Consider the following 20,585-nt stretch of genomic DNA (forward strand, 5'->3'; position numbering starts at 1 on the left):
CATGCTCCCCTTCGCCGGATCGCAGCGCCTCTCCGAGCACGACCTGTCGCGCCGCCTCGACGCCCTCGCCGAAGTGGTCAGGATCGGCCGGGCGCGCCAGGGGCAGGGCGCCGCGGGCACGGCGGACCAGCACCGGCAGCCCGCCGACGACAAGGGCTTCAGCGCGGCGCTGCTCGACGACGCGGAGTCGGTGCTCAAGCGGGCGGGCGAACGCCTGCGGCTGTCCGGCAGCCACACCGTCATCGCCCTGGCCGGCGGAACCGGCAGCGGGAAGTCGACGCTGTTCAACGCCCTGTCCGGGGCCACGTTCTCGCCGCCGGGAGTGACCCGCCCGATGACCAGGCACGTGCACGCCTGCGTGTGGGGCATGCAGGGAGCGGCGCCGCTGCTGGACTGGCTCGGCGTCCAGCGCCGTCACCGCTACGCCAGGGCCAGCGTGCTCGACACTGGCGAGTCCGACCTTGACGGCCTGATCCTGCTCGATCTCCCCGACCATGACTCGGTGGTGACCGCGTCGATGGCGGCGGTGGACCGGCTGTCCAAGCTGGCCGACATGGTCATCTGGGTGCTCGATCCGCAGAAGTATGCCGACGCCGCCGTGCACAACCGGTACCTGATCCCGCTGGCGGGCCACGCCCCCGTGTTCACCGTGGTGCTCAACCAGATCGACACGCTCCCGCCCGAGCAGGCCAGGGACTGCGAGGACGACCTTCGCAGGCTGCTCGACGCCGAGGGCCTGCCCGACACGCCGGTGCTCCCGGTCTCGGCGCGGACGGGCGACGGCCTTGACGAACTGCGCCTGCTGCTCACCGAGACGGTGCGCAGGAACCGTGCGGTCACCGACCGGATCGCGGCCGACATCGACGGGCTGATCGGCGGGTTCGCCGCGTACACGGGCCCGCAGGTGGCGCCGGATACGGCCGTCGCCGCGGCGACCCCGGGTGCGCCGGTTGCCGCGCCGCTGCCCGAAGAGGCCGACGTTCAGCCGCAGGCACCGTCCCGCCCGCCGTGGGAACTGGAGGACGGCGAGGAGACGGCGGCGAGCCCCGCGCCGTCTCGTCCGCCGTGGGAGGACGCGACGCCTGACGGCGATAAGCCGGAGGCCGACGATCCGGCGGGCAGCGTGCCGACGGCGGCGGCTGACCAGCTCGGCGATGCGTTCGCGGGCGCCGCGGGGCTGACCGCGGTCGCGCAGGCCATGGCGAGCGCCCGCGAGGCTCAGGGGGCGCGGCTCACCGGCTGGCCCGTCGCCCGGCTGGTGCCGGGCCGTCGCGATCCGGTGCGCTCGCTGCGGCCGGGCGGCGGTGCCAAGGCGGTTCAGCGTGCCGCCGAGGCGGCAGCCGGCCAGGCGCAGCAGTCGGAGGTGGACAACGCGATCACCGTGTTCGGCGACGCGGTGGGCAAGGGCCTTCCCGAGCCGTGGGCGGGCAGCATGCGCGAGGCGGCCCGGTCCAACGCGGACATGGTCCCGCAGGCGCTCACCGCAGCGGTGCGGGAGGCGGCCGTCGCCGGCGCGTCACGCCCGCCGGCCTGGTGGCGGCTGGTCACGGCGTGGCAGTGGCTGCTCGCCGTGCTCGCCGTGGCCGGCGTCGCCCTGTCGGTGGTGATCGCGGTGGTCCACGGCGCCGGGCATCACCAGGGCTGGACCGGAGAGGTCTCGCTGATCCCGTGGCTGCTTGTCATGGCGGCAGCGATGCTCGTGCTCGGCTATGTGACGGCCCTCGGCTGCCGGAACGTGGCGGTCGCCGCCGCGGACCGCGAGCGCGAGACGGCCAGGCGGTCGATGCGCGACCGGGTCGACCGCGTGACGCATGACCTGGTGCTCGTCGCGACCGGCAGCGAGATCTCCCAGTACGAACGGTTCAAGAAGGAACTGGCGGTGGCGGCGGGCAGGGCAGGTGCCTGACCGCCGCCGCCGCTGAGAAAAAGGACTATCCAGAACGGGTGCGGGTATCACCCGCACTCGTTCTGCTACTTCTTAACTCCCTGGGTTGTACAGACTGGCTGAGCCGTCCGGATTGATGATCGCCATGGCGGCGTCGACGTCGCTGTAGCTCTCGTAGTTGGCCGGGGTCCTGGTCCAGACGATGCCAAGCGTGTTGATGTTCAGGTTCTGCAGCTTCTGCATGACCTTGGTCTGGTCCAGGGTGCCGGCCTGCGTGATCGCCCAGTTGATCTCGAGCCCGGCATCCCAGCCTTCCTGGCTGTTCTCGATCGCGTTGTCGTTGCCGAGCCCGGCGGCCTGCATGCCGGCGATGTATGTCGTCAGGCCGGCCGCGGTGTCCTTGTCGATCTGGCGGGTGCCCGCGGAAGCCTGGGTCAGCCAGTTCCGCATGGAACCGAGCACGTAGATGTTCTGCATCGCCGTCGGGCCGCCGGCCGCCGCTACGAAGCTGGGGATCTCGCACCCGGAGCACTCGCTGATCGGGATGGTCGGGTCCTGCGCCCTGATGGCCTTGATGGCCGTGATCGAGTCGGTGCCCGGCACCAGGCCGAAGAGGATGATCTGCGGCTTGGCGGCCAGCATGGCGAGCACCTGCGGGGTGACGTCGGTGGCGCCCACCTGGTCGATCTGGGTGGAGACGAGCTGAAAGCCGTTCTGCGCGGCCAGGCCCTGCACGGTGGCCTGGTTGGCCAGGCAGACCGAGCCGCAGTTGTCCTCGAGCAGCGCGACCCGCGTGTAGTGCCTCGGCACGATCAGGTTCTTCACCGAGGCGATCTGGTCCTGCGCGAACACGTCGTAGAAGCCGGGGAAGCCGAAGGAGTTCAGTTCGCTCGCCGGGTAGCCGTTGGTCTGCCAGCCGGAGGACAGGCTGATCAGGACCGTCTTGTTGGCGATCGCGATCGGCAGCGCCGACTCGGTGTCCGCACCGGACTCGGGCCCGATGATGACCTGCGCGTGGTAGGTCTGGATGCACTTCTTCGCGTTGAGCTCGGACTGCGCCGCGTTCGACTGGTTGTTCAGGTTGACGTACTTGACCTGGTGGCCCAGGAGGCCGCCGTGGGCGTTGATGTACTTGAAGTACGCCTCGGCGCCCCAGTTGTCTGACTCGCCGATCTGGGCGTACACCCCGGAGAGCGCCAGGTCGCCGCAGGCGACGATCTGGGAGTTGCCGCCCGCGGCGTTGCCGCCGCCTGAGCTGCACGCGGCGAGCATGCCGGCCGCCAGGACCGTGGCTGCGGCGGCGGCTATCCTGAAGGGTGTTCGTCTTCGAATCATTGTTCTTTCCTCCTGGAATTTGCTGCGGACTTGTATGGTCTTAGCTGCCGACGAGCAGCGAGTTGACAACCGGCGAGGAGCGGAAGTCGGCGGCGCCGCCGTCGAAGACGAGGTGGCCGCCGGACAGCACGAAGATCCGCTCGCTCACCTGGGCGACGAGCGCCAGGTCGTGCTCGACGAGCAGCACGCAGGTGCGGCCGGCGAGCGTGGTGAGCATCGCGGCGAGTCGCTGGCGCTGCTCTTCCGACAGCCCGGAGGCCGGCTCATCGAGCAGCAGCAGCCGGGGACTGGGCGCGAGCGCACGCGCCAGCTCTACCATCCGCTGGGTCTCAAGCGTGAGGCTGGAGACCTCCCGGTCGGCGAGGTGAGCCATGCCGAGGTCGGCCAGTGTCCGCGCCGCCTGCTCCCTGGCCGCGTCGAGACGGCTGCGGCCGATCCTGGTCACGATCGACGCGGTGTGCGACGCGAGGCAAGCGACCGCCACGTTGTCGAGCACGGTACGGCCCTTGATCAGGTGGACGGCCTGGAAGGTGCGGCTGACGCCCAGCTGGAACCGCTCGTGCGGCGGACGCTTTGTGATGTCCGCGCCGCTCAGCATGACCTCGCCCGCCGACGGCGGCACGCTGCCGCCGATGACGTTGAGCAGTGTGGACTTGCCCGCCCCGTTCGGGCCGCACAGCCCGAACAGGCCCCGCTCCGGCAGCCTGATCGTGACGTCGTGCAGCACGCTCAGCCCGCCGTACTCCTTGAAGACGCCCCGGACCTCGAGCAGCGTCGCGGTCTGCGCGCCGGCTGGCTCCGCTGCCGGGCCGGCCTCGGTGAGCACGCTCGACAGCGACGGGTCAGCGATGCCGTCGGCAGCGGCCGGGGCCTCGTCCGCCTCCTCTGGTCCCGCGATCGCCATCTCGGCGGCCCCCGCTGCCCACCGGCGCAGCCATGCCACTGCGGTCGCCACGATGCCGGCCAGCCCCTCTGGGTCGACCAGGAGCACCACGGTGAGCAGCACGCCCTCCACGATGAGGATGTTGACGCTCACCCAGTTACTCGCGCCCTGCAGGTACTGGATGACAAGCGCGCCGATGACCGCCCCGATGACCGAGCGCCGCCCGCCGATGAACAGCATGATCAGCAGGGCCAGCTCGGTGGTCGGGTCGACCACGGTCTCCGGCACGAACTGCTGGATGCCCGCGTAGACGGCGCCGGCGAGCGCGGCGAACACGCAGCCGAGCACGAACAGCTCAAGCTTCCGCCGCGGCGTGCGGACCCCGAGGGCGGCGGCGGTCCGCTCGTCGACGCCGAGCACGAACAGCTCAAGGCCGATGTCGGAGGACAGGATCCTGGCGCAGATGAATACTACGAGCGCGAGCACCACGATGACGATGAGGCCGCCGCCGACCGTGATCACCGCGGACGACGCCGACGACGACGGCCACAGCGTGCCGGTGAGCGGTGCGCCGACCGGCCCGCCAAGGAAACCGGTGCCGGACACGTAGCCGACCGCGATCAGCGGCAGCATCAGCGTGGCGACGGCGAGCGCGAGCCCCGAGGCGCGGGTGACCACCGACCCGAGCAGCAGCGCGGCGAGCGCCGCGCCCATCACCATGATCACCGTGGCGAGCAGCACCGACATATTGAGGTGGGTGTTCAGCATTGCCACGCCGTAGGCGCCGACGCCGAAGAACACCGACTGGGAGAACGCGATCTGCTGGCTGAACCCGATCTGCACCGCCATGCCGGCGGTGACGATCGCGTAAGTGGCGGACAGCACGATTACGGACCCGGTGTACTGCTGCCCGTAGACGAGCACGACGAGCGCGCCTGCCACGAGGACGACTGCCGCCGGCACCCCGCCGCGCGGTACCCGCCGCCCGGCCGGGCTTGAGGACAGAGCGAAGGACAGGGCGGTGGCCCTGGAGGTGATCCGCGCGGACGCGGCCAGGAACGCGTTCATCCGGTCACCGCCGATTCGAAGCCGAGGCCGCGCGGCCAGGCGAGGATTAGCGTGGCGAGGATCGCGTATAGGACCGTGTCGCCGTACTGCGCGCTGACGTAGCCGCCGAGCAGCGCTTCGAGCACGCCGATGAACAGTCCGGCGAGCAATGCTCGGCCGGGTTTGCGGAATCCGCCGTAGGCGGCGGCGAGGAACCCGGTGAGCGAGATCGTCGCGCCGGACAGGTACGTGAACCCGGTGAGCGGCGATTCCACGATGCCGAACACGGCGGCGATTACCGCGGTCGCGATGAAGATCAGCCGCCGGTACTGCCTGGTGTCGATGCCGACGATCCGCGCTCCGATGGAGTTCTCGCCGCTTGCCTCGAGCGCCTTGCCGCCGAGCGTGAACCTGATGTAGACCCAGAAGGCGCCGCCGATGATGACCGCGCAGGCCAGCACGAGGATGCCCGAGCGCTCGAAGTTCAGGCTGCCCACGGTGAGGTGCGCGCCGTTCCACAGGGTCGGCGCGGCGTGCACATCGGTGCCGAACAGCGACTTGGCCACTCCATCGATGAAGAACGACAGCGCGAAGGTGAAGAAGAACGTGACGACGATGCCCTCGATCGGACGCTTCCCGTCCTGCGCGAGGCGCAGCACCACCTGGTCGTAGACGTACGCGAACACCGCGACGACGGCGATCGTGGTGATGATGGCGACCGGCAGCGGCAGCCCCTTGACGCGGTGCAGGTTGTCCACGCCGAGCGCGCCGACCATGGCGAAGTCGCCGACGGCCAGGTTGAGGATGTTGGAGACCCGGTACCAGACCGAGACGCAGACCGCGAACATCGCATAGATCGCGCCGGTGGTGATGCCCGCGATGATGAGGTTGCCGAGCTTCATGCCGCACCCGCCATTCCGTTGCGCACCTCGACGCGCCTGTTGCACAGGGTCAGCGCCCGGCGCGGTGCCTCCTCGACGATGATCAGCGTGGTGCCGGCCGCGTGGATCTGCGCCAGCGCGTCGTAGACCCGCTTGGCGACCGCCTCGGCGAGGCCGAGGCACGGCTCGTCGACGGCGAGGATCTTCGGGTTGGCGGCCAGGCCGCGGGCGATCGCCACCATCTGCTGCTCGCCGCCGGACAGGGTGCCCGCCGCCTGTTTGAGATGCGGCTTGAGCTCGGGGAAGAGGTCGACGGCGCGCCCGTAGGCGTCTGATCTTCTGGCCTTCCCGATGCTTTTCGTCCACGTGTAGCAGCCGAGGATGATGTTGTCCGCCGCCGCCAGCTCCGGGTAGAGCTGGCGGCGCTCGGGGACGAGGGTGAGGCCGTGCCGTGCCGCCCACTTGACGTCACCGTTCCTGGCTGGCGCCCCGAAGATCGATACCTCGCCGCGCCTGCGCACCATGCCGGTGACGCCCATCAGGATCGAGGACTTGCCGTTCCCGTTCGGCCCGGTGATCGCGCAGGCGTCGCCCTCGGTGACGGTGAATGTGGCGTCGTGGACCGCGACCACGTTACCGTAGGCGACCGACATCCCCGTGACCGCGAGCGCGCTCATGACGCTGACCTTCTCGGCCGCAGGACCGCGCCCTCGGGCAGCGGCCGCACGAGGCGCTGGTAGACCGACAGCCAGCCGACCTCGGCGGGCCGCACGGGCGGGCTGGCGCCGAGCGCAGCCCTCCGCTCGGCCAGCTCGTCGGGCGCGACCTCTAGGTCGGCGGTCCGCGCCGGCACGTCGATGCTGATCGTGTCGCCGTCGTGGACCAGGCCGAGCGGACCGCCCGCCGCAGCCTCTGGCGACACCTCGCCCACCACGATGCCCTTGTTCACCAGGCCGGACAGTTGCCCGTCGGTGACGACCGCGACCTCGCCGGTGAGCCCTGCGCCGTCAAGCGCGAAGACAAGCGCGGAGGCCATGCCCATGCCGGGGGAGCCGGTGACCCCAAGGCCGCGCAGTACCACGACCTGGCCGGACTCGATCAGGCCCGCCTTGACCCCGTCCAGTGCCTCCTGCGCGGACTCGAAGACGATCGCGGGCCCGGTGAATTCGAGCCGACGGTCGTCGGCGACGGCGAGCTTTACGATCCCGACATCGGGGCAGAGGCTGCCGCGGATCAGCACGATCGTCGGCCGCCGTCCCAGTGCATTTTCCTGTGTCCTGATCACCTCCGGATCCGTCACCACCGCCTCGGCGAGGTTGGCCGCGACGGTGCGTCCGGTCACGGTCAGCGCCCGCCCGTCGAGCAGCGGCTCAAGCTGCTTCATCAGCGCCCGCGTCCCTCCCGCGTCCTCGAAGTCCTCGATCGGCGTCTCGCCGTTGGGCCTGATCGCGGTGAGCAGCGGCACGCCGTCCGCGAGCGTCTCGAACAGCCGGTAGACGTCCGCGCCGCACTCCGACTCGGCGGCGACCGCCTGCAGGTGCTTGACCGAGTTGATCGACCCGCTGACCGACAAGATGGCGGTGACCGCGTTCCCGAACGCCGCCGGGGTGAGGATGTCGCGCGGCTTGAGGCCCTCGGCCACCATCTCCACGATGCGGGCGCCCGCCGCGTCGACGGCCCGCCACATCGGCTCGCTGTTCGCCCGGACCGGCGTGGAGCCGGGCAGCGCCATCCCGAGGGCCTCGCAGGCCAGGTGCATCGTGTTCGCGGTGCCGATCCCCGCGCACACACCGGGCGACAGCACCGCGCTCGCGCTCATCTCGGTCAGCTCGTCCACGCTGAGTCCGCCGCTTAGGAGGTGCCCGGCCGCGAGGAACACGTCCTCGATGTCGCAGTGCCTGCCGCGGTAGGAGCCGCTCGCCTGGTATCCGCAGGCGACGATGATAGTGGGGATGTTCAGCCGCGCGGCGGCCATCAGCTGCCCGGGCGCGGTCTTGTCGCAGGACGCCAGGCAGATCATGCCGTCCAGTTGCGCGCCCTCTACCTGCATCTCGATGTCGTTGGTGATCAGGTCGCGGGCGGACAGGATGTACCCGCCGCGGTGCCCGGCGCTGTGGATGAAGTCGCTGGGGGCCGCGGTGCGCACCTCGAAGCCGATGCCGCCCGCCGCCTCGATCGACCGCTTCACCCGGGCTGCGATGGAATCCAGGTGGCTGAAGCAGATCGCGAGCTGCGACGACGTATTCACGATCGCGATCTTCGGCTTGAGCATGTCCGCGTCGGACAGCCCGAGCGCGAGCCACTGCGCCCGGCGGGTCGCCCACCGGGAGGTGCCTGGCTCGTAATTGGAGCGCAGATCGCGGGGGGCACGGGGGGCACCGGGGGGCGTCCCCCCGGGAGGTGACTGCGTCATTGCTTGGTGACCTCCACTGTTGAGTTGTCGAGACGCACCCAGTCACCGGTGGCGATGACCGAACAGGGATCGGCGTCGAGATCGGTAATCGCGGGAACCCGCGTCACGACCGCGCCGAGTGCGGATTTCGCTGAGATGCGGCCGACAATCATGCCGATGGGTGCGGTGCCGGAAAGCCGTGTCGTCTGGAAGAACCCCGACCAGCCCGATGACCCCTTGGCGCTGGGAAAAACGAGGATCTTCCCGGTGAAGCACACCCCGTACAGTTCGTGGCGGCGTTCGATGATCACGCCACGCGCCGGATCGATCCCGCCCCAGCCGGATATCGGCTCGTGCGACACCAGCGCCTCGCCCTCGACAACGCCGGGGACGATGTTCCTGCCATGAAGGATGAGACCGCTCATCAGTGCAGGCCCCCGTTCCAGCGCCCGGTCACGGCGGCGGAGACGCACTCCTTGAGCGTGCCGAACCACGCCTCGATGCCGAGGATCGCGGGCAGGTAGTGCGCCTGCTTGGCCGAATCCGTCGCGAACACCTTCGTGCCGGCAGGAGCCGCCCTCGACATCGCCGGGCAGGAGTCGGCGAGCACCCGGCCGCCGGCCCGCTCGATCACCGCGGTGTAGCCGGACCGTTCCGCCATCACCGCGAGCGCGCGCGGCGCCATGATCCACAGCTCGCAGCTGGCGGACACGCGGCGCCCGTCGAGGAGCGCCGCGGTCTGCCTGATCTGGTCGAGCGACGCGTGCGGGCAGCCGAGCAGCACGAAGTCCACGTCGGAAGACGAGCCGATCTCGTTCAGCGTCTCGTACACCGCCCGCCGCTCGGCCGGCCCGTACCCCACGGCATCAGGAACCGGACCCGAAAAGGCGGCCTCGACAGAAACAGCCTCGGGCGTGATCCCCGGAATGTGGTACAGCTCCACCCCGCCGGATGTCGCCGCCGCCGCCCCGAAGTGCTTCAGCTCGGTCAGGTCAGGCCGCGACAGGGAACCCGCGAGAACCGGCCGGTCCTCACCGGAAACCGACCCCGCGAAGTATCCGAGCATCCCCCAGTCCTGAAAGCCTTCGACAAGCACGCCAGACACCGAGATCAGGTGCGTCCCGTACCGGTTCTCGTCCAGGTGGTTGCCCCAGCAGGGAATCCGCCCGGTCAGCGACGCCGCCCCGGTGGACGCGATCCCCTCGCAGTTGGTCCGCGCGCCGAGCACCGAGTTGGCGTAGATCACCGCGGACGATTCCATCCACGCGCAGTGCTCGCCGCGCATCGGCAGGTTGCCCACCTGGTATGGCGTGCAGGTGGCGAGGATCTGGACGCCGTGCCGACCGTAGAACGCCTCGCCGTCGGACTGCAGGTCGACGTTGGCGCGCGGGTAAGGCACGATGTCCACCGAGTCGGGACCGAACCCGTGCTGCAGCTGGCAGGTCGGCACCCGCATCGGTGGGATGGTCAGGTCGCGGTCGCTGTCCAGGTTGATGACGGCGAACGCCTTGTCCCAGCCGCCCTCGGCGACGAGCCGCGCCTTGACAGGCGACGGCTGGGTCATCGTCCCCGCCACGTTCCTGATCGAGCACAGCCGCTCCGCGTCGAGCGCGTACCCGTACCTGATCAGCAGGTCCATCGCGGCCGCGGCCGCGTCGCCCTCCGCACCGTCCCGCATCCGCTTGTCGTCATCGGTCAGGTACATCACGCGCCTCCCGCCGCCGCGCCAGTGCCGATATCCGCGCCGATGTTCGCGCCGATCCGCGAGCGCAGCCGCTCCAGGTCGGTGTCGTGGACGCTGGACAGCGAGCCGAAATCGATCATCCCGAACGGGTTCGTGTTCCCCCCCGACGCCATCGCGAGCACGTGCGCGGCGGCGAAGCCCATCGCGGAGCACGGCCCCATCACCCGCACGCTGGACAGCGCGGCGGCGTCGCCGTCCACGCATCGCCCGGCGGCGACCAGGTTCGCCGCGCCCGGCGGCAGCATCGACCGTAGCGGCACGTAGTGCACGTGCTCGGCGGGGAACATCTCCCACACGTAGCCATCGGACCGGTCGTGCAGTTCCACCGGCCATGCCGTGCGCGCCACCGCGTCGTCGAAGACGGTCCCGGCGCGCACCTCGTCCACGGTCAGCTGGTGCGCGCCGCGGATCCACCGCGTCTGCCGCCGCCCGGGGAACCCGTAGGCCCGCACCCGTGCCTCGCCGAACGCCTTGGGGAACTCGGCCTTGAGCAGGGCGAGCGCGCCGTCCGCTTGGTCGCGCCCCTGAAACATGGCGCGCGAGGCGCCGGCCGGGTCGAGCGGCGCGTCGATGTGCGTGACGTTCAGCACCGCGGTGCCTCGCCCTGGGAAGAAGAACGCGAGACCGCCCCGCCGCAGCAGCCCGAACTCCTCGCCGCGGGCGGCGAACACCGCGTCGATCTCGCCGTTGTCCGGCTTGTGCGCCTCGTTGAGGTTCTCCACGATCACCTGCTGGCTGCCGTAGATCGGCCGGGACGGCTCCCAGCACGGCAGGCCGGCCCGGTAGGTCAGCGCGGCGTCGCCGGACGCGTCGACGTAGCCGGCCGCCCGCACCCGCACGTCCCCGTACCTGGTCGCGAGCTCAACCGAGGAGACGAACCCGTCGCGCAGGTCCACGTCGCCGAGCACCGCGCCGGTGATCACCTGGATGCCGAGGTCGCGCACGGTCCGTTCCAGCCAGCGGCCGAGCGCGACCTCGTTGTAGAACACGGTCGTGGTGTGGCCGCGGGAGAAGTACAGGTCACCCGCGGGCTCGAGCGCGGCGAAGATGTCGTCGAATATCCCGTGGGTCAGCTGTGGGTACCGCGGAGCGTTACCGAAGATCCCGGCGAACAGCCCGATCAGCGAATGGACCATCTGGCCGCCGATCAGCGGCAGCGAGTCCACGAGCACGACGGAACGGCCAAGGCGCGCCGACTCGATCGCTGCGGACGACCCGGCGATCCCCGCGCCGACGACGCAGACGTCCGCGGTGATCTCGTGCACGGGCCAGGTGGCGGGCCGCGTCACCGCGTCCAGCCGAAGTTCGGTAAGTTCATGCGGCATGCCTCGGACGTTAGATCCGCATTAGCGCCACTAACAAAGAAATGATTTGGCTATTGCGAATAAACACGATTTATACGCGTGAAATCGCAGCTCAGAGCCGCCGTGAGGTCTCCACGATGAGCCGCCGCAGCCATGCGTGGGCCGGGTCGTCCTCGAATTGCCGATGCCACCACAGTGCCTCGACGATCGGTTCCGCCTCGCCTGGGCACTCGAGCACCCGCAGGTTGGAGGTGGCCGCGAGCCTGGTCGCGAGCCGCTCCTGCATCAGCGCGACCCGGTCCGTGCCGGTGACGAAGTACGGCACCGCGAGGTAGCTCTCCACCCGCACTGCGATCCTCGGCTGCAGGTCGAGCAGGGCGAGCTGGCGCATCACCGGCACCGACGCGACCCCGCGTTCGCCCGCCCGGTAGTAGGGCGCCACCCACGGCAGCCCGGCGAGGTCCCGCACGCGCAGCGCGCTGCCGCCGTCGAGCACGGGGTTGTCGCCGTCGAGCACGCACACCCAGCGGTCGCGGAACAGCTCGGCCGATCGCGTGTCGGGCAGCGCGAATCCGTTGGACGGCGGCGCGACCATGCCGTCCACGAACCTGATGCCGTCGGAGTACTCGGCCGCGAGTGACTCGCGCACCAGCCTGATGTGCAGCCGGGCGCGCGGCGCGGCGCGCTGCACCGCGTGCGACAGCACCTCGCCCATCACCATGATCGTGTAGTCCGCCATGACAAGGGTGAACTCGCGGTCCGAGGTCGCCGGGTCGAACTGCGACGACGCCGCGAACAGCCGCTCGGCGGCCACGCACACCGCCTCGACCTGCTCCGCGAGCTGCTCCCCGAGGGGGGTGAGCACGTACTCGCCGTGCTCGCGGACAAGCAGTTCGTCGCCGAAGTGCCGCCGCAATCGGGACAGCGACGCGCTCGCCGCCGGCTGCGTCACCCCGAGCCGCTGCGCGGCCCTGGTCACGCTGCGCTCCCTGACCAGCTCGCGCAGTGCCACGAGCAGGTTCAGGTCGAGGTTTGCCAGATGGGCGACGGGCCGCATGGTTCCCTCATCAAACGCCCTCGGTGCAGCGCTGACAACGTTCCCGCACACCAAACACGAGGGGGTGTCTCTGTCCTCACATCCCATGGCGTTTGTCGCCACTTCGCGGTGGCGGTGCCGCCAAGAATGTACCGGAAGGCCGGCTCTAGGGGGACACGCCATACCCCCATGCGCCGTCTCACGATCGAAGCCACCTACGACGTCTGACACGCGGATCGTCCCCAGACGGAGCCAATCCGTCTGGGGACGGACCTTACGGCCCGCTAACGCCTTCCTTGCATGGCGAACCGCCCGGCGGGGCCCGGCCGTTTCCCAGCGTGACACTCCGGAGCCGCACCGGGGAAGGGAAGGGTAGGGGAACCAGCCATGCCTGACGCCGCCGAGCCCGAGACCGCATTCACCCCTGGTCAGCTCACCGCCCAGCTAGCCACCCTGGTACACGGCCCGTACGGCGACGCCGACACCGCCGCCGCCCTTTACCGTCTGCCGCAGCTCCTGTACCAGATCCGCGCCCGAGACGGGCCAGGACCTGGCCGCCGGCCGAGCGGCCCCACTGCGCGATCGCGACGACCGAGTCGTGGCCCGCCGCGCTCATCGCGCACACCCCGAGGGCCAGCAGCGTGGCCAGCCCGTAGCGCCGTCCCCTGCCGGCCACGCGGATCGGGCACCGATCCCAGCCGCGCCAGCAACCCGGATCACCAGACGGATCGGTCGCCACCAGGGGGTTCCCACCGCCCAGACATGCCGCGAGCAGGACAGAGGACTGGAACTGCAAAGATGGACCGACGAGCACGGCACTCCCATGATCATGAGCTTAGAGAACTCCATGATCTCCCAGCGCCGTGCTCGTTCGTCACTCCAGGCCCGCCAGTCACAACAGCCTCAAACCCGGTCAGGCACGGAACACTCCGGGGTCCTGCCGCTCCATGGGCTGCGAGCCGCCATTCTTTTCATCCGAGGAACGCTTGCCTTTATAGGCGGGCTACGATCTCTTCGTCTATTAGGGCTGTTATAGAGGTTCGCTGGGAGCCGCCCCCTTCCACGTGGGCGGTTACGGTTACCACCGCTTCCTTATCCGGGGAGATTATGCAGAGCTGGCCGTAGAGGCCTGCCATTTTGTACGTTGTTTCCCCGGGGGTGCACCAGACGCCGAGGCCGTAACTGTCCGAGAGGCGGAAGCCTTCGTCTGTTGGGTCCTGCACGGTCGGGACGGTCTCTGTCGCGATTCGTGCGCAGTATTCGGCGGGGACCAGCTGGCGGCCTTCGTGGCGGCCCTCGTCGAGCAGGAGGCGGCCGAAGCGGGCCAGTTCGGACGTCCTCAGGTAGAGGGCGCTCTCCGCTACCGGGTGGCCGAGGGGGCAGGTGTGCCACTGGGGGTTGTGGATGGCCAGCGGGGTGAAGAGGCGGGGCAGCAGGTAGTCGCGGACGTTGGCGCCGGTCGCGGCGCGCAGGGCGCGGGCCGCTACGTACGGGCCGATGCCGGTGTACCTGAAATACGTGCCGGGCTCGTGCGCGAGCGGGGTCGCGAAGAAGTCAGCGGCTAGGTCCGGGACTACGACGGGGTCGTAGGCGGACCAGAAGTACGGGCTGCCGGACGTCATCATGAGCAAGTGCCGGAGCGTGACCTGGTCCAGGCGGGGCGCGGCAGAGCCGGCTAGCTCGGGGTAGTACTTGAGGGCGGGGTCGTCCAGGGCGAGGCGGCCTTCGGCTTCGGCGATGCCAAGCGCTACGGACGTAAAGGTCTTCGAGACCGACCGCACGTCGACTCGGTCGTCCGAGCGGAGCCTGCGTTCGACCGGCTCGGCACCGCGGCGGTAGATGTGCACTCCGTAGAGTTCCATGCCCTCTCGTTCGGCGGACCGGACCAGGGCGTCAATGAGTTCTCGCACGGCGGGGAGCCTAATAGCGGGGTCCGACATTCGCGGCTGTCTGTGCCGCGTCACTATGGCCCCGCCCGGATAGACCGGCGGGCAGTTGGGTGTATCCGCCTAACGGCGGGACGCGGGTCCGCTATCCCCTAGCGTCGTCGTGATCTTTAGCCTCGCGAGCTGCCTGGCGGCCGCGCAACGACTCCTTCGCCGCCTATGACCCTGCCGTCATCCGTGGTGGCGCGGAGGCGCAGGTTCGCCAGAACCCCACCGTCCCCCGGTCCTCAGCTCACAGCGCAACAACGGAAGTTGGCGTTGTTGCTTTGTAATGATGTAATCAAAGTATGGCTGTAGATGAACCGCTTGACGCGTACTCGCGCGTCGTAGTTACCGTGGCGGAGCGGCTTACCTCCAAGGTCGCTAGCCTGCGCGTGCCTTACTCTGGGGGTGCCGGGCGCGGGCCTGGCGGGCGCGGGTCCGGGGAGAGTCTCGGGTCTGGCGTGGTGTTCACGGCGGACGGGTTCCTGCTGACGAACGCGCATGTGGTGGGGCGGGCGAGCGGCGGGACGGCCGCGTTCTCCGACGGCACGACGACCTCGTTCCAGGTGGTGGGGGCCGATCCGCTGTCCGATCTCGCGGTGCTGCGGGCGACGGGGCCGGCGCCCGAGCCCGCCGAGCTCGGCGAGGCGGACGAGCTGCGGGTGGGGCAGCTTGTGGTCGCGGTCGGCAACCCGCTCGGGCTGGCCGGGTCGGTCACCGCGGGCGTGGTGAGCGCCCTCGGCAGGTCGCTGCCTGTCGGCGATCACGGCCTGATCGAGGATGTCATCCAGACGGACGCGGCACTCAACCCCGGCAACTCCGGCGGCGCGCTGGCCGACGCGCGCGCCCGGGTGGTCGGCATCAACACGGCGGTGGCCGGGGCCGGACTGGGACTCGCCGTCCCGGTGAACGCCACGACCCGGCGGATCGTCTCAGCGCTGATGCGCGACGGTCGGGTGCGGCGTGCCTACCTGGGCGTGGTCGTGGTGCCCGCCCCGGTGGCGCCGGTGTGGCGGCCGAAGCTCGGCGGCCGCTCGACCGGCCTGCGGGTCGCGTCGGTGGTGTCCGGCGGCCCGGCCGACCGGGCGGGCCTGCGCACCGGCGACCTGCTGCTCACCGCCGGCGGGCATGAGGTGGCGACCGCGCAGGACCTGCAGCGCCTCATGTTCGAAGAGGCGATCGGTCACCCGCTGCCGATCACCGTGATGCGCAACGGCGCCCTGGTCGACGTCATCGCCGAGCCCGCGGAGCTGGTCGCCGCCTAGCCCCACGCGGTTGGGCCTGGTCAGTAGCCCGGGATCTTCCAGGTCAGGCCGGCGGCACGCGTCGCCTTGACGGCCACCCCGTGGCCATAGTCGGGGCCGGGACCGCCGAGATTGTAGTGGTGACCGCCGATGGTCAGGGTTGTGTACTCGCAGGCGTCCAGCGAGATGGCGGCGGCAGCGAGCGCGTGCGCGCCAGGCTGGGCGGCGAAGGTCAAGGTGAGCGCGCCGTAGCCGTTTGGCTGGCAGCCCGCGTAGATGGCGGGCGAGGCGGACTGCATGGTGTTGACGAGTTTTACCAGCGCGGCGACCTTGGCCTTGGCCGTGACGCTCACCGATTTGGGCGGCTTGCTGTGCCCGTTAGCCAGAGGAGCCAGGGTGAGCGTGGCCGCGTGCACGTCGCCGGACGAGATCATGGAGGCGGCGGCCCGCGCCGGTACCCAGGTCACCTGCGCGTCCACCCGGACGTCTGTCGTGTTCGCGCCTGCCGGGATCACCTCGACGAGCATGCCGCGGGAGTCGAGCAGGCGGGTGATCGCGGGCAGCGCGTACATGTCGAAGCGGAAGCTCACGCCCCCGGCGGCAGACCCGGAGCCGCTGCCCGTCCGCGCGAAGGACTTGGGTGCATGGTGCGACTCCCAGGCGAGCACCGCCTGCGGCGTGCCTGGTGCCCGATACCACGCTGCCTTGTCGATCAGGTCGGAGTCGCCTGGGGCCTGCGGTGGCTTCTTCAGGGCGCCGCCGCCTGCTGACGGGGCTTGCGTCAGCCGCGCGGCACCCGGGGGTACCGCGAAGGCGGCTAGTATGCCGGCGGCGTCCGCCTCGGCGCGCTGCTTGGGCGACAGGTCCGTGGTGGCCGGGCGGGACGACCCGGGAGCCGTGACATGGGCCGCCGCCACCTTCGTCGGGCCGGCGGCGTGCACCGCGGCGCAGCCCGCGCCCGCCAGCGTCAGCATGGTGGTCAGGGCAAGCACGCGGGCGTGCCGTCTCGCGTGAGTGCGGTCGTGCCGGGCCGGGGGACGCGGAAACCATGTCATGCTGATTGGACGGCGGCGTTTCCGCTCTGGTTCCCCGCTTGTCCGGCGGCCCGGCCGGGAGGGTAGTGCGTGGCGGCTCGTAGCCACAACCATCCGGTTAGCCACGTGGGTCAGCCGCCAGGCGGAGCGGGTCGGCGAGGAAGCGGTCGATGTCCCGACGGCTGCGGAGCCGGATGAAGGCCAGGTGCGCGTTGGCCGGGTCCTTGGCGGCCGCGGCGTACCGGTCGCGATACTCACCGTGCTTGTGCCACGCCCAGGAGATGACCGACTCCTCCGGGTCCCAGCGGAAGAAGTTGGCCACCGGCTCGCGATTGCCGTTCCACAGCTCCTCCCGCGTCAGCGCCCGGCGCACAGTCCGCCAGGTGACCTGCCGCATGATGGTGCGCCTTGGCAGGTCGAGCCAGACGACGGTGTCCGCGCGGGCCCAGACGACCGGCCGCACGGCGCCGTAGTTGCCGTCGATGACCCAGCCGTCCTCGTCCGCCCGTGCCGCGACGACCCGCTTGAACTCATCGGACGGCAGCGGTTCCCAGCCCGGCTGGTGGAACACGCTGTCCAATTCGAGATACGGCACGCCGAGGGTGGCGGCCAGCCTCCTGGCCAGGGTGGACTTGCCGGAACCGGAGTTTCCGACCACGGAGACGCGGCGCACGAAGGCGGACCCTAACACGGCGTAACGCCGGTGCACCAGCGGTTTCCCCCAGGCGCGGCGGTCTGGGCAAGAGGGCATTGTGCCGCCTGAACAGCGAGATCGCAAACCGTTGTCCACAGCCGGTGGACAAATCGGGCGCGATATCCACAGCCGGTGGATACCCGGGGCGCCGCGCCGCACCCGCCAGGCAACGTGGAAGTGCGCCCGGCGGGCAGGGGCCGCCGGGCGCGCGAGAGAGCGACTGAACGCAAGAGGAAGGGGCTGGCCGCAATGAGCCAGGACAACCAGATCACGCTGCGGGGCTACCTGACGCAGGAACCGAGGCTCTTCCAGAGGACGGCCGAGGCGATCCCCGTCACCGAGATCAGGGTGGGCTCCACCCCGCGGCGACTGAACCGCGAGACGGGGGAGTGGCAGGAAGCGCCCGCGTCGTACTACACCGTCAAGTGCTGGCGACGGCTCGCCATTAACGCGGCGAGTTCGCTGCACAAGGGCGACACGGTAATCATCAGGGGCCGGTTCTATACGAACACCTGGATCGACAGCCAGCAGCAGACCAGGACGTCGCTTGAGATCGAAGCGGATTCGCTCGGGCATGACCTGGCCTACGGCTGGTCTCATTTCCTGCGGGGCGTCCGTCAGCAGTCACGCGACAACGGCGGCGGCGACGGCGGCGAGCTGGCCCGGCAGGAAACGTCCGATACGGCCGAGGCGTTTGAGGCATCTGAGGCTGCTGATGCGTTCGACACGCCCGGCGGCGACGGCGCTCTCGGTGACCTCGAGGCCGGCCTGGCGGCGTCCGAGGCGGGTCTGCCGGACTCGCTCGCGGGGCTGGCCGAGCCCGAGGCGGTGCCGTTCTAACCGACGGCCAGCCATTGACCTGCCGAAATGCCTTCGTCGGATGCCGCGGTGCCGATATCAGTTACTCATAGTGGTGATAATTTGACGCCGCGGCATCTGATGCTCGAGAAGCAACCTGAGAATAACGTGCGCCAGAAACAGTTTGCATTTACCATGTTACCTACAGTGACTTGCAGATGGCTAGGCCAGCCGGACGTCGGGGGAAGTCAAGGAAGGCAACGGGCGACGGGCATGTCAGCAGTCCAGGATGCGGCTAGAGAACGCCAGGAGGTGTGCGGTGGCTCCTCTTGGCGCCCATGGAAGATCCCGCTGTTCGACGAACCGCTTCCGCTTATCGGTTATGTCACCGGCATGCTGGCCGGGTACCTGGGATTCATGGGCTGGGAGGCTTCACGCACCCCGCTGACCAGTGGTGACCTGGCGCTGTTCGGCGCGCTGATGGCTTGCGGTGCGATCTGCGCGGAGGCGACGCGCCGTCTAGGCCAGCCGATCGGCGTGTGGCGGGACCTGCTCTCCGCCTGGTGGCTGCCGGTCGCACTGCTGCTGCCGCCGCTGTACGCGCTGGTTGCGCCGGCTCTGCTCGGCCTGTTTATCTACGTTCGGGTGCGCCATGGCTCGGTGTACCGGCGAGCGTTCAGCACTGCGGCGCTCGGACTGGCGGGCGCCTGTGCATCCGTGCTGTTCCACGCGCTGACCCCGGTCACCCCACCAGGGCAGGTCGCGCTGTGGTTGAGCTACCCTGGCCCGAACGCCTGGCTGCTGCGCCCGCACCCGGCGGTAGTGGCGGTCGGTTGCGCCGTCGCCTTCGCCGTGATCAACGCTTGCCTGGTCGCAATCGCCGCGTGGCTGGTCGAGTCAGACGCCAGGCTCGCCGACATGCTCTGGGACCGCGAGCGGATGCTCCTCGACCTGACCGAGACCTGCTTGGGCATCCTGGTCACCGTCGCCAGTGCGCTCAGCGCGGTGCTGCTCCTGGTGACACTGCCGCCGGTCCTGCTCCTGCAGCGCAGCCTGCTGCACTCGCAACTCAAGGTGCAGGCGCGCACCGATGCCAAGACCGGGGTACTGAACGCCGGCGCATGGCAGGGCGAGGCCGACCGGGCGATCGGGCGCGCACTGCGCCGCGGCGAGCCACTCGCCATACTCCTGGCCGACGTCGACCATTTCAAGAACGTCAACGACACGCACGGCCATCTCACCGGCGACGCCATGCTCCGTTCGCTGGCGGCCGAGATGCGCCAGCAGGTCCGCGAGTCCGATTTCGTCGGTAGGTTCGGCGGTGAGGAATTCGCGATCCTTCTCGTCGGAACCACGGCAGAAGAGGCCTGCCGCGTCGCAGACCGAATTCGCTGTGGCGTCGGAGTAGTTCGCGTGTTCTCCCACGAAAAGATGGTCGGCGTCACAATATCCGTGGGCGTCTCCATCCTCGGCGATCACGGTCGCGACCTCAATGAACTGCTGGACGCTGCCGACCTGGCTCTATATCGTGCCAAGAGCCAGGGCCGCGACAGAATATGCCTCTTCGACCCGGCCGACATGACCAGCCGTACTCCCGAAAACGAGCCAGCTCACCATAGCTGAAGCTGAGCGGCGTTAGGTCGAGGAAGATCTTGCAAGCCAAGGAGACACCTGCTCCGAAGTGCCCTGATTCCGTCACGTCCTAGTACTATCAAGTAATGGTACTACATCTGCGTCGTTACGCACAGGATTTCTACTGGTGATTCCTCTGGTTTCATGCGTGTTGCGGCGGACGCGGCCAGAGATAAATCGCGAAACTTCTATTTCGACGGAAGTAATGAACTCTAAGCAGGGAAAAGGTTCCGTCTCATAATTAGAGGCTCCCGTAATCAAGGCACGGTGCCTTGTATGAATTCGATTTAACAGTGGCGGCAGAACACAGGCACCGTCCATTCCTGCGGCCGCGGTGACACAAGCCGCTCTCGAAGCTTGGCTGCCAGCAGTTGGTGACATCCATGAAATGCGCTATAGAATGCAAGCGGTGAAAGCCGGGAGATCGCGGGCTCGGCTGGTGGTGCACCCGTGTACCAGGTACTTAGGCACCTAAGCGGTAGAGCACCTTAGCAGTGAGGTACCTAGCGTTGAGGCACCTAGGCGACGTGACGGCAGCCTTTGGCGCCAGGCGTGGAACAACCAGGCATGCCAGGCACTTCTCTACTACAGGCGACTCACACGTATGCTGGCAGGTGGCCGGCGGCGCATGTGCCGATTGGCGCGGGTCGAAGGCGATGGCAAGACGTGGCACATCGTGAACCTGCGCGGTCGCTAGCGAGTACAGCGCCGTGGTCAGCCCTGACTTTGAGTGACGTAGAGACGTACC

16 protein-coding genes are annotated in these 20,585 nt (G+C 69.3%); 4 read left to right on the top strand and 12 right to left on the bottom strand.

All coding sequences use genetic code 11. The features are described from left to right. Nucleotide 1 precedes the first annotated feature (1 nt). Nucleotides 2–1,906, top strand: a complete 1,905-nt coding sequence (locus EAS64_RS41795; protein ID WP_222850026.1) for a GTPase — start codon at nt 2–4, stop codon at nt 1,904–1,906. Nucleotides 1,907–1,978: 72 nt separating this feature from the next. Here the strand turns inward: EAS64_RS41795 and EAS64_RS41800 are convergent, their stop codons facing one another. The 10 genes from EAS64_RS41800 to EAS64_RS41845 form a co-directional block, all read right to left on the bottom strand. Continuing rightward, nucleotides 1,979–3,220 (bottom strand): ABC transporter substrate-binding protein, encoded by a 1,242-nt coding sequence (locus EAS64_RS41800; RefSeq protein WP_145862270.1) that lies wholly within the window; start codon nt 3,218–3,220, stop codon nt 1,979–1,981. A 40-nt stretch (nt 3,221–3,260) separates the two neighbouring features. Beyond that, on the bottom strand, nt 3,261–5,171 hold the full coding sequence (locus EAS64_RS41805; protein WP_145862271.1) for a branched-chain amino acid ABC transporter ATP-binding protein/permease: 1,911 nt from the start codon (nt 5,169–5,171) through the stop codon (nt 3,261–3,263). Continuing rightward, a complete protein-coding gene (locus EAS64_RS41810; RefSeq protein WP_145862272.1) occupies nt 5,168–6,052 on the bottom strand; it encodes a branched-chain amino acid ABC transporter permease in 885 nt (294 codons plus the stop codon). Before EAS64_RS41810 ends, EAS64_RS41805 begins: the two co-directional genes overlap by 4 nt. Beyond that, entirely contained in the window at nt 6,049–6,708 is a 660-nt protein-coding gene (locus EAS64_RS41815) for an ABC transporter ATP-binding protein (protein ID WP_145862273.1), read from the bottom strand. The genes EAS64_RS41810 and EAS64_RS41815 overlap by 4 nt, the downstream gene beginning before the upstream one ends. Then, the gene (gene ilvD, locus EAS64_RS41820; RefSeq protein ID WP_145862274.1) at nt 6,705–8,444 is read right to left on the bottom strand and encodes a dihydroxy-acid dehydratase; all 1,740 of its coding nucleotides are present in this window, start codon (nt 8,442–8,444) and stop codon (nt 6,705–6,707) included. The genes EAS64_RS41815 and ilvD overlap by 4 nt, the downstream gene beginning before the upstream one ends. Then, nucleotides 8,441–8,848 carry an aconitase X swivel domain-containing protein gene (locus EAS64_RS41825; RefSeq protein WP_145862275.1) on the bottom strand — a complete coding sequence of 136 codons (408 nt, stop codon included), beginning with the start codon at nt 8,846–8,848 and terminating at the stop codon, nt 8,441–8,443. The genes ilvD and EAS64_RS41825 overlap by 4 nt, the downstream gene beginning before the upstream one ends. Continuing rightward, complete coding sequence (locus EAS64_RS41830) at nt 8,848–10,128, bottom strand: aconitase X (RefSeq protein ID WP_145862276.1); 1,281 nt, start codon at nt 10,126–10,128, stop codon at nt 8,848–8,850. Before EAS64_RS41830 ends, EAS64_RS41825 begins: the two co-directional genes overlap by 1 nt. Then, nucleotides 10,128–11,492, bottom strand: a complete 1,365-nt coding sequence (locus EAS64_RS41835) for an FAD-dependent oxidoreductase (RefSeq protein WP_145862277.1) — start codon at nt 11,490–11,492, stop codon at nt 10,128–10,130. Before EAS64_RS41835 ends, EAS64_RS41830 begins: the two co-directional genes overlap by 1 nt. A 91-nt stretch (nt 11,493–11,583) precedes the next feature. Next, entirely contained in the window at nt 11,584–12,528 is a 945-nt protein-coding gene (locus tag EAS64_RS41840) for a LysR family transcriptional regulator (RefSeq protein WP_145862278.1), read from the bottom strand. A 971-nt stretch (nt 12,529–13,499) separates the two neighbouring features. Further along, nucleotides 13,500–14,417, bottom strand: a complete 918-nt coding sequence (locus EAS64_RS41845; protein ID WP_222850019.1) for a serine hydrolase domain-containing protein — start codon at nt 14,415–14,417, stop codon at nt 13,500–13,502. 323 nt (nt 14,418–14,740) lie between these two features. Between EAS64_RS41845 and EAS64_RS41850 the strand changes: the two genes are divergently transcribed. Further along, the gene (locus EAS64_RS41850; RefSeq protein WP_145862280.1) at nt 14,741–15,700 is read left to right on the top strand and encodes a S1C family serine protease; all 960 of its coding nucleotides are present in this window, start codon (nt 14,741–14,743) and stop codon (nt 15,698–15,700) included. A gap of 20 nt (nt 15,701–15,720) precedes the next feature. Here the strand turns inward: EAS64_RS41850 and EAS64_RS41855 are convergent, their stop codons facing one another. Next, nucleotides 15,721–16,734 (bottom strand): hypothetical protein, encoded by a 1,014-nt coding sequence (locus EAS64_RS41855; RefSeq protein WP_222850020.1) that lies wholly within the window; start codon nt 16,732–16,734, stop codon nt 15,721–15,723. A 97-nt stretch (nt 16,735–16,831) separates the two neighbouring features. Then, nucleotides 16,832–17,386 carry a P-loop NTPase family protein gene (locus EAS64_RS41860; protein WP_222850021.1) on the bottom strand — a complete coding sequence of 185 codons (555 nt, stop codon included), beginning with the start codon at nt 17,384–17,386 and terminating at the stop codon, nt 16,832–16,834. A gap of 270 nt (nt 17,387–17,656) precedes the next feature. On the opposite strand from EAS64_RS41860, the gene EAS64_RS41865 reads away from it, so the two are divergent. Next, entirely contained in the window at nt 17,657–18,247 is a 591-nt protein-coding gene (locus tag EAS64_RS41865; RefSeq protein ID WP_145862282.1) for a single-stranded DNA-binding protein, read from the top strand. A gap of 351 nt (nt 18,248–18,598) precedes the next feature. After that, complete coding sequence (locus EAS64_RS41870) at nt 18,599–19,828, top strand: GGDEF domain-containing protein (protein WP_246116140.1); 1,230 nt, start codon at nt 18,599–18,601, stop codon at nt 19,826–19,828. Nucleotides 19,829–20,585 lie beyond the last annotated feature (757 nt).

It is taken from the genome of Trebonia kvetii (assembly GCF_007827045.1).
GTDB classification, from domain to species: Bacteria; Actinomycetota; Actinomycetes; order Streptosporangiales; family Streptosporangiaceae; genus Trebonia; species Trebonia kvetii.

Bases quoted from the DNA above. Each gene is read 5' to 3' on its own strand.
- EAS64_RS41795 (WP_222850026.1), top strand. From the start codon at position 2: ATGCTCCCCTTCGCCGGATCGCAGCGCCTCTCCGAGCACGACCTGTCG.
- EAS64_RS41800 (WP_145862270.1), bottom strand. From the start codon at position 3,220: ATGATTCGAAGACGAACACCCTTCAGGATAGCCGCCGCCGCAGCCACG.
- EAS64_RS41805 (WP_145862271.1), bottom strand. From the start codon at position 5,171: ATGAACGCGTTCCTGGCCGCGTCCGCGCGGATCACCTCCAGGGCCACC.
- EAS64_RS41810 (WP_145862272.1), bottom strand. From the start codon at position 6,052: ATGAAGCTCGGCAACCTCATCATCGCGGGCATCACCACCGGCGCGATC.
- EAS64_RS41815 (WP_145862273.1), bottom strand. From the start codon at position 6,708: ATGAGCGCGCTCGCGGTCACGGGGATGTCGGTCGCCTACGGTAACGTG.
- ilvD (WP_145862274.1), bottom strand. From the start codon at position 8,444: ATGACGCAGTCACCTCCCGGGGGGACGCCCCCCGGTGCCCCCCGTGCC.
- EAS64_RS41825 (WP_145862275.1), bottom strand. From the start codon at position 8,848: ATGAGCGGTCTCATCCTTCATGGCAGGAACATCGTCCCCGGCGTTGTC.
- EAS64_RS41830 (WP_145862276.1), bottom strand. From the start codon at position 10,128: ATGTACCTGACCGATGACGACAAGCGGATGCGGGACGGTGCGGAGGGC.
- EAS64_RS41835 (WP_145862277.1), bottom strand. From the start codon at position 11,492: ATGCCGCATGAACTTACCGAACTTCGGCTGGACGCGGTGACGCGGCCC.
- EAS64_RS41840 (WP_145862278.1), bottom strand. From the start codon at position 12,528: ATGCGGCCCGTCGCCCATCTGGCAAACCTCGACCTGAACCTGCTCGTG.
- EAS64_RS41850 (WP_145862280.1), top strand. From the start codon at position 14,741: ATGGCTGTAGATGAACCGCTTGACGCGTACTCGCGCGTCGTAGTTACC.
- EAS64_RS41855 (WP_222850020.1), bottom strand. From the start codon at position 16,734: ATGACATGGTTTCCGCGTCCCCCGGCCCGGCACGACCGCACTCACGCG.
- EAS64_RS41865 (WP_145862282.1), top strand. From the start codon at position 17,657: ATGAGCCAGGACAACCAGATCACGCTGCGGGGCTACCTGACGCAGGAA.
- EAS64_RS41870 (WP_246116140.1), top strand. From the start codon at position 18,599: ATGCTGGCCGGGTACCTGGGATTCATGGGCTGGGAGGCTTCACGCACC.